Below are 8,374 nucleotides of genomic sequence, written 5' to 3'. Positions count from 1 at the left end.
CTCTTTCCCCTTAGCTACCACCATTTTCTTGAAGTTTAAATCGTATTGTTTCTTCTTCATATCTTGTTCCCCTCCGCTTGATTTCATTGTATCTAAGTAAGGGGTGTACTGTCCAAGTCTAAATAGGGGCTAAATAGCGTAGGAGTCACGCAGATGTGTGTGCCCGGGCTATTTCTTGTGATTTTTCTAGTATTTGATTTCTGAACCATGGTTGGGACCTTACAAACGATCTTCTAATAGGTGTCAAACGAGGCCTTCAAATACATAAAAAGCTGGTGGTCTGTCAGTTACTGAATCGAAGCTATGGTTCTGAAAAAATGAGGGCATGAGTTCACTTGCTAATTGAAGGTCTACCCATTTAACGTCTTTTATATCTTCCGGATCATCAATAACGATGTTACCTTCAATAATATCAGCGAAAAATGTAACAATTAATGCATGGTGCCCCCGTTCAGTAAAGAACATCTCCCTTAAAGAACATAACCCAGTAATAACAATGCCATATCCTGTTTCCTCTTTCACCTCGCGTATGGCTGCTTGCTCCAATGTTTCTCCAGCTTCAACAGCACCACCTGGGAGACTCCAGTAGCTCGAATCCCCTTTAACATTTTTGACTATTAAAATATGTCCTTCGCTATCAGTTATCAAAGCAGAAGATACATCGACTCTTTTCAAAGAAACACCACCTTTATGGTTTTCAGCTTTTCTGCCGCGACCTTGTAAATTTCATATATCTTTAGTGATGGGTGAATTAATTCTACATTTAACTCCGTTATCCTGCCCGTTGCTTAATGACCCATCGCCTCGACGCGCCATACCTGAAAAATATTGATTGCCTGACAGCGTTTATCATGGTAATATGTGTAAAATTAACGGAAGGGCATCTAGGGATCCGATTCTGCGTGGGAGGCGAACCAAGCGATGCCAGCGACGGCGCATATGCCTGAGCCACACCGTAAGGAATAAAAGGCCTTCGGAAAGTTCCGCCTGCTAAGGGCGAGACTGTCTGAGGTCTTTTTTTATGCTCGTCTGGTAGTACAAAACTAAAAAGGGGAGCTTGCATGTGTCATCCATCCGCGTTGAGCAATTAGGAAAAGCATTTCGCATGAAAAACAAGCAGGCAGGCTTCACCGGCAGCGTCAAGTCGCTGCTGAAGCCTCTCTATGAAGACAAAACAGCCGTTGATGGCATTACGTTCTCGGTCCGGCAAGGCGAAACGGTCGCATTCTTAGGACCGAACGGAGCCGGAAAATCGACGACGATCAAGATGCTCACTGGCATTCTCCATCCGAGTAGCGGCTTCGCCGAAGTACTCGGCTGCTGCCCCTGGACGGAGCGGACGAAGCTGTCATACCGGATCGGTTCCGTTTTCGGGCAAAAATCGCAGCTGTGGTACCATTTGCCGCCGATCGATACGTTCGAGCTAATGAGTCGCATTTACGAGCTGCGCCGCGGCGATTACTTGCAAAGGCGCGACGAGCTGATTGAGCGGTTCGAGCTGGGGCCCTATATGCACACGCCGGTTCGAAAGCTGTCTCTTGGTGAGCGCATGCGCTGCGAAATCGCGGCCTCCCTTCTGCATCGCCCCCAGGTGCTTTTCCTCGATGAACCGACGATCGGATTGGATGTCGTCATCAAGCAGCGTATCCGGCAGCTGATCCGCGAGTTGAACGAGCAGGAAGGCACGACGGTATTCCTTACCTCACATGACGCCGGAGACATCGAGCAGCTATGCGAGCGGGCCATCGTCATCAATTACGGGCGCATCGTATTCAACGACCGCGTCAAATTGATGAAGCAGCGGTATATGACACACAAGACGATCCGGCTTGTCCTTGCGGACGATCCCGGCGACATGGCCGTTCCCGGAGCGACGATTGTCGAACGCAGCGGGGCGAGGCTGGTGCTTTCCGTCGACACTTCGCTCACGACGATTGAAGCGGCGTTGACGAACGTGATGTCCAGCCGGCGGATCATAGACGTCACCGTCGAAGATCCGCCGATGGAGGAAATTATTACGCGCATGTACGGCGATTTCGGAGAGGAGGACCGCTTGTCATGACCACCCTCGGTAAAATGGCAAAATATGCGTTTATCGGTAAAATAACGCTCAGAAACCAATTGGCCTATATCATTGAATTTCTTATCCGCTCCCTTTTCCTGCTGCTTATCCTGTATATATTTCTGCAGCTTTGGCAGGCGACGTTTCATGGCGAAGGGGACGCCGCCCTTATCGCCGGCTACAGCTTTAAGCAAATTATGTGGTATCTGGTTATCACCGAAACGATAACCCTTGCCTGTCCCAGCCTCTGCACCCGGATCGAGGAGGAAGTAAAAAACGGCGACGTCGGCTACCGGCTCGTTCGCCCGATCCATTTCGTCGTCTTTCATTACGTCGAGTATATGAGCGAGGCAGCCGTCCGTTTCGGCGTCAATGCCGTGCTGGGCGGTACGCTCGGGCTGCTGATCATCGGCCCGCCGGAGCTGAGCGCTGGCTTTCTGTGGCTGCCGCTTGCCGCGGCATTCGGCTTAACCGTCAATTTTATGTTGAACATGACACTGGCGCTTTGCGCGTTCTGGGTAGAGGAGACGCGGGGAATCGAGTTCGTCTACAACAAATTTTTGTTTACGATCGGCGGCATGCTGATGCCGCTGGAGCTGTTCCCCGATGAACTGCAAGCGGTCGGCCGCTGGCTTCCGCTGCAGGCAGTCCTGTACATTCCCGCCAAAACCGCCGTGGCGTTCGATGCATCCAAGCTTGCTGGCATGCTGGCTGTGCAGGTGCTATGGATTGCCGTCATCGGATTAGCCGTCGCCTGGATTTACCGGAGAGGAGTGAAAAAGCTTAATGTCAACGGAGGATAGAGCAAAATCGGCAAGCCTTTATTCCATCAGTGAGCACGACCAGCCGGGCAAGCTGCGCCGTCAGCTGACATTCGTTCTGCGCAGCTGGACGCTGAACCTTGCGGGAGCGATGGAGTTCCGGCTGAGCTTCCTGCTTACGGCCGGGATGATGATTATTAACAATATCGTCTGGATTGTATTCTGGGGGCTTTACTTCAACCGGTTCCAAGTGCTGAACGGCTGGGAGCTGCATGACGTCATGATGCTGTGGGCGGTGTCGGCAGGCGGCTTCGGCCTGATGGCAACCTTCTTCGGCAACGCGTCGCGAATCGCGAATATAATCGCAACCGGCCAGCTTGATGTCTACTTGTCCCAGCCAAAGCCGGTGCTTCTGCATGTGCTGATCAGCCGAATGTCCGTCAGCGCCATCGGTGATGTGCTGTTCGCGCTGCTCGTATTCGCCATATTCGGCGACAAATCGGCCGCGGGCATCGCCAAATTCGGGCTGGCGCTGGCGATTGCCGCCGTCATTTTCATCTTTTTTACCGTTATCGTCAATTGCCTGGCGTTCTGGATCGGGAATACGGAAGGCCTCAGCACCCAGCTGTTCAACGCGCTCCTGACGTTTACGACGTATCCGACCAGCATATTCAAAAGCTGGGGCAAGCTTGTATTGTTCGCCGTCATCCCCGCGGGCTTCATCAGCTATTTACCGATCGGTCTGCTTCGCGAAATCGATCTTCCTTTTCTGACCGGAGCGCTGGCCGTTTCTACGCTGCTCGCCGCCGGCGGAACGCTGCTGTTCTATAGAGGGCTGAAGCGATATGCATCCGGCAATATGATGACGCTGCGCCGATGATACAACTCTTTCGGTACTGTGTTGCCTCATTCAGGAGTAATGGGGGGCTCAAAAAAGCTGTATGGCATCGAGGAGCATACTCCCGTTCTGCCATACAGCTTTCGATGTTAACTTAACGCCCAACAGTACATATGTACAAAATTTCTTATTTTGTGAACAAGTTAAAAAGAAGCAACCGCAACGGGCTGCTCCTTAGTGAATCAGGTGTCGGATGACAAGAACTTGATCCCATTCCCCACATCCTCCAAATTCCATGATGCCTTTATTTCCCTTTCTTTCATACAAAAATCCGCTTTCGCGGATTTTTTGTTTTTACGCCTTTCTGCTATTAAGACCTGTAAAATCTAAATAGGCAAATAAGCACCATCTCTCAAAAATAATGGGATATCTTCAATCGGAGCATCACTCGCGATCCACATGCCGCCTTGATGTTTAATTCCCGTACTTACCTCTTTCCAAGACGAGCCTTTAGGCAAGTAAACTCTTTTTGCTCTTGCTCCTTCATAAAGCACGGGGGCAACGAGCAGATCGGGACCAAACATGAATTCATCTTCAATGTTCCAAGCTTCGCGATCCTGAGGAAAATCATAGAACAGAGGCCGCATCGGAGGAGTTCCTTTCTCATGAGCGGCCATCATCAGTTCGGTGATGTAAGGACGAAGCCGTTCGCGAATGAAAATGTATTTCTTGAAAATTTCAAAAGCTTCTTCGCCATAGCTCCACACTTCATTCGGGGCCCCACTGTCCATCAATCCTCCTCCACTGACTCCTAAAGGCGGGGTATGCGGTCCGCGGTCGCCATGCATACGCAAAACGGGACTAAATGTGGCATATTCGAACCAACGGATGATCAACTCGCGAAAGGAGGGATCGTTCGGTTTGCCACCGTGAAATCCGCCGAGTAAGCATTCCTCCGGCTGAAATTTCAGCACGAATATTCCCGTTTTGAATGGAAGCTGTTTGTCCGATAACCGATATCTGAGCATTGTATGCTTCCTGCGGAAGCAGGGCCCAGTCCTCATCCTGCATGGCATCAAGCTCCGTTGCACGTACACGAAGACTAATGGCTCCCCAAGGCTCCACCCATAGCTGTTCGGCATCATATCGCCGGATCAATCGTTTCCCTTCAATCCGAAACACGCTGTCCAATACCGGTTCTCCCCCATCGAAGCTGTGATGACCTCATAGTTATTTATGAAGACATCTTGTTCGATATGAGTTTTATACGGAAATATTACGTCTGAAAAATAATAAAAGGATGTAGAGCTTTTCTTCTGAAGAAAAGCTCTACATTCTTTTTTGTATGTCTATCATGTTCTTGTCACAAGTCGGGAATGGGATCAAGTTCTTGTCATTAGCAAATGATAAGAACTTGATCCCATAAATGAAAAAAGCCGCTATTTAAGCGGCTTTAATGGGACAATGTTCTTGTCTTCTGACAAATCTGCCTGATAAGCGGACCTTTCGACGTTGAACTATCGTACCCGTTAGCTTAATCAGCTCTTCTTCAAGGGCTGACCAAAAACCACATGGAAATGAAGATGTTTCGAATCTTGATATTCCCCTAAATTTGTTATCACTCTGCAAGCACCATGTTCCGATACCACTTGGGAAGCTACCTTCTTAACAATATCCATAAGCTCAAATAGCAGGGTATCATCCCCTTCTTCTAAAGTAATAAGTGATGGAATATGTCTTTTCGGAATCGTCACAATATGTACTTGATAGAATGGACGGGTATGGTGATATGCAAGTACATTATCGGTTTCCAGTACTTTTTGTACAGGTGTTCGACCACTTAATACCTCTTCGCAATAAAAATCTTCCGACATAATTAATTGCCTCCCGTCATGTTACCTTATTTTAACACACGGTTCCTTCACATTACTTCTCGTTACCTCTATGATCTGGAGCAGGTCGCCGTGGCGCCTGTTCCAGTAATATCATTTCGCTATCGTCTTCGTTAGTTTAGCTACTCTTGCTTAATCGGTATATAAAAATCAAGTATCAGTACCTTCTGTCCACGTTTTTGGGGCATTCCAAATCTTTGATCCGTATAAACTTCACATGAAAAGTAATTTTGCCAATCCACTTCATATCCATTTTGATGAATGGCTTCCATTGTCAGTTGATGTGCATTCGGGTAGATATCATGCTCTTCGCCCTCAATCCAAGTTTTTGCAATGGTACAAGCTGGTATGTAATATGCTGCATACCCATCAGGCACAGGTGTATTAACTTTCATTAAAAAACCTGCAACGTATGTAAATGTTTCATCCTCTTTGTTGAAATCTCTTACGTACCCCTCATAACCATTCGGCGTTTCGGCAGGACAATATTCAGTCATGTTTGCAAGCGTATCAAATGTGCCGTCGGAAAAGCATTGTTTCCACAACGATGGAATCGTTGGATATTTTGATGGAAAAATAGGATTAAAGTTTTCAATCTTGGTTCTAATTTCTTTTCCAACCATCTTGAACGGACCAAAATCAACAAATTCAATTTTTTTCAATTTAGCCATTGTCATCTTCCTTTCGCAGTAATAGGAACCCATAGTTCATTTTGAGGATAGTGTCCTGAAGGATAAAAGCATTCAATTGCTGGCAAGTCTGCCAGTACATAATCTGATGTAGGAACCCAATCCGTATACAAACACTTCCAAGCGCTTACGAGGTCGGCAGGATTTTGGGCTTCGAATACAACCCATTGGCTTTCAGGGAATGTTAGCTTTTCCATATCCGCAGGAGTTTCTTTTTCATATGGTACGGCCAAGTAATAGAAGAAAGTATCATTTTTACCCCAGTCACCTCCTGATAAAACGCCCAATATGCCATTAGGTACTTTTTCTGAGTTTTCACCCATTAAACCAAGTAATTTGTCACCAATGCCGTTCATTCGTGCTTCTTGCCAGATCTTAGGTATGCAATTGAACGCATGACCAGTATTCACGCAATTTTTGAAGCCTGCAGCTGAAAACCCAGGATTTTTTTCAATTCTGTAGTTCATTTCTGTTCTCCCCGCAATCGAAATGTGGAAAGACATACGTGGATAAGCCTTCATTTTTACCCCTGATTTACGAGTTGATGTTGGTGAAATCCCATGCAGTTCACGAAATGCTCGCGTAAATGAAGCATGAGATTTATAACCATATGTTTGTGCAATTTCAATCACACTTTTGTTGCTTTGTTGCAGCTCAAAAGCAGCAAGTGTCAGCCGTCTTCTTCTGATATAATCAGAAAGCGTCACATCTGATATAAACGCAAACATTCGTTGGAAATGATAATTCGGGCAACAGGCTGCTTTTGCAGCTTGCATATAATCAATTTCCCCAGTCAGGTTGTCCTCAATATAGTCAATTGCTGCATTCATTCGATCAGACCAATCCACTAATGGTCCTCCTTCCATATAAAAGTCTAGCAGAAAAATAAACTGCTGCTTTGCAGTTGTTGTACAAAATATGCAAAAGAAAAAAACTGCTATTTATTGTTTAGTTGAGCTATTCTGCCCGTTAACATTCCTGTAGGTGTTAGTAGATTCGATTTGCAGAAAAACGAACGCCCCGCTAGGATGAGTATGTACTGGGTTGCAGMCCTCAGAACTCACCTTAGGAGGCGTTATTATGAAGTCTAGATTAATTAAAGCTCAAAATCAACGTGTAGAACGTATTTCTACTTYCACCCTTGTCATAGGCATCGACATTGCCAAGGAGAAACATGCTGCTCAAGCTATTAACTTTCGAGGTATYGTCCTCACCAATCGMCCAATTATGTTTTCGAACGACCATGCCAAGGAGAAACATGCTGCTCAAGCTATTAACTTTCGAGGTATYGTCCTCACCAATCGMCCAATTATGTTTTCGAACGACCATGCGGGCTTTGAGCATTTAATAAGCAGCATTCGTAAATTACAGAAAATGCACAACTTGAATGACGTCGTTGTGGGAATGGAAAGTACCGGTCACTACTGGTTCAATATCGCCAATTGGTTAATGAAACAGGGTGTTTCAGTTGTCCTTGTTAATCCAATGACGACCAAACGCAATAAGGAAAACAGAGACAACTCCCCTTCAAAGAATGACCCAAAGGACGCTTTGGTCATTGCCGATGCAGTGAGTCGCGGGTTCTACACGCCCTTCTCTCCAAAGGAAGAAGCCTTCCGCCGCTTACGGGTTATTGTCACAAACAGAGAGCATTGGGTTGTTAAATCCGGACGAATTAAGAACAGAATCCACCGCTGGCTGGATATCCGTTTTCCAGAATACAGGCAAGCGTTCGAAGATATTTTTAGTCCTCGTTCATTAGCCACTTTGCGTCGTTTNTTTGAGCATTTAATAAGCAGCATTCGTAAATTACAGAAAATGCACAACTTGAATGACGTCGTTGTGGGAATGGAAAGTACCGGTCACTACTGGTTCAATGTAATGCCCCCCATTGTCAAGACACGAATTTTTGAGGAATAAGTTATGTCCTCCTTCTCGTGTAATTTAGCATTTTAGGATGCGATTTGGTCAATCGTGTGAGTATAGAATTGATCTGGCTTTGCTCCATTGAGAGATTGATGAGGACGAATTTGGTTGTAAAATTGGACATAGCTAGCTACCCCTTTGCGCAACGCGCGAGGGTTTTCAAATTCATTCAGATAAATACATTCGTATTTGAGTGACCGGAAATA

10 protein-coding genes and 1 pseudogene are annotated in these 8,374 nt (G+C 46.4%); 4 read left to right on the top strand and 7 right to left on the bottom strand.

The features are described from left to right. Positions 1–243: 243 nt before the first annotated feature. Complete coding sequence (locus tag ASG81_RS26940; protein WP_056641943.1) at positions 244–675, bottom strand: NUDIX hydrolase; 432 nt, start codon at positions 673–675, stop codon at positions 244–246. A gap of 388 nt (positions 676–1,063) precedes the next feature. Between ASG81_RS26940 and ASG81_RS26935 the strand changes: the two genes are divergently transcribed. The 3 genes from ASG81_RS26935 to ASG81_RS26925 are packed head-to-tail and all read left to right on the top strand — an operon-like array spanning position 1,064 to position 3,703. Then, complete coding sequence (locus ASG81_RS26935; protein ID WP_056641940.1) at positions 1,064–2,062, top strand: ABC transporter ATP-binding protein; 999 nt, start codon at positions 1,064–1,066, stop codon at positions 2,060–2,062. Further along, positions 2,059–2,865: an ABC transporter permease gene (locus ASG81_RS26930; RefSeq protein ID WP_056641937.1), complete on the top strand. Its 807-nt coding sequence runs from the start codon at positions 2,059–2,061 to the stop codon at positions 2,863–2,865. Before ASG81_RS26935 ends, ASG81_RS26930 begins: the two co-directional genes overlap by 4 nt. Continuing rightward, a complete protein-coding gene (locus ASG81_RS26925; protein WP_081417615.1) occupies positions 2,849–3,703 on the top strand; it encodes an ABC transporter permease in 855 nt (284 codons plus the stop codon). Before ASG81_RS26930 ends, ASG81_RS26925 begins: the two co-directional genes overlap by 17 nt. Positions 3,704–4,047: 344 nt before the next feature. Here the strand turns inward: ASG81_RS26925 and ASG81_RS26920 are convergent, their stop codons facing one another. From ASG81_RS26920 to ASG81_RS26905, 5 genes are all read right to left on the bottom strand, one after another. After that, positions 4,048–4,635, bottom strand: coding sequence for a glycoside hydrolase family 31 protein (locus ASG81_RS26920; protein WP_235549046.1), 588 nt, complete (start codon positions 4,633–4,635; stop codon positions 4,048–4,050). Continuing rightward, positions 4,523–4,852 carry a hypothetical protein gene (locus tag ASG81_RS33290; RefSeq protein ID WP_235549048.1) on the bottom strand — a complete coding sequence of 110 codons (330 nt, stop codon included), beginning with the start codon at positions 4,850–4,852 and terminating at the stop codon, positions 4,523–4,525. The genes ASG81_RS26920 and ASG81_RS33290 overlap by 113 nt, the downstream gene beginning before the upstream one ends. Before the next feature lie 347 nt (positions 4,853–5,199). Next, positions 5,200–5,535: an HIT domain-containing protein gene (locus ASG81_RS26915; RefSeq protein WP_056641931.1), complete on the bottom strand. Its 336-nt coding sequence runs from the start codon at positions 5,533–5,535 to the stop codon at positions 5,200–5,202. Positions 5,536–5,675: 140 nt separating this feature from the next. After that, on the bottom strand, positions 5,676–6,224 hold the full coding sequence (locus ASG81_RS26910) for a GyrI-like domain-containing protein (protein WP_056641928.1): 549 nt from the start codon (positions 6,222–6,224) through the stop codon (positions 5,676–5,678). A 2-nt stretch (positions 6,225–6,226) separates the two neighbouring features. Further along, on the bottom strand, positions 6,227–7,090 hold the full coding sequence (locus ASG81_RS26905) for an AraC family transcriptional regulator (RefSeq protein ID WP_200961626.1): 864 nt from the start codon (positions 7,088–7,090) through the stop codon (positions 6,227–6,229). Positions 7,091–7,322: 232 nt separating this feature from the next. Between ASG81_RS26905 and ASG81_RS26900 the strand changes: the two are divergent. Then, a pseudogene (locus ASG81_RS26900) lies at positions 7,323–8,020 on the top strand (IS110 family transposase); the annotation flags it as partial. Between the two features lie 174 nt (positions 8,021–8,194). Here the strand turns inward: ASG81_RS26900 and ASG81_RS30430 are convergent. After that, positions 8,195–8,374, bottom strand: a 180-nt coding sequence (locus tag ASG81_RS30430) for an integrase core domain-containing protein (RefSeq protein WP_155971988.1), incomplete at its 5' end; no start/stop codon positions are given.

The organism is Paenibacillus sp. Soil522, from assembly GCF_001428245.1.
Classification (GTDB): domain Bacteria; phylum Bacillota; class Bacilli; order Paenibacillales; family Paenibacillaceae; genus Pristimantibacillus.
The sequence above is the reverse complement of the archived record's forward strand: the minus strand, read 5'-3'. Positions and strand labels throughout refer to the sequence as shown.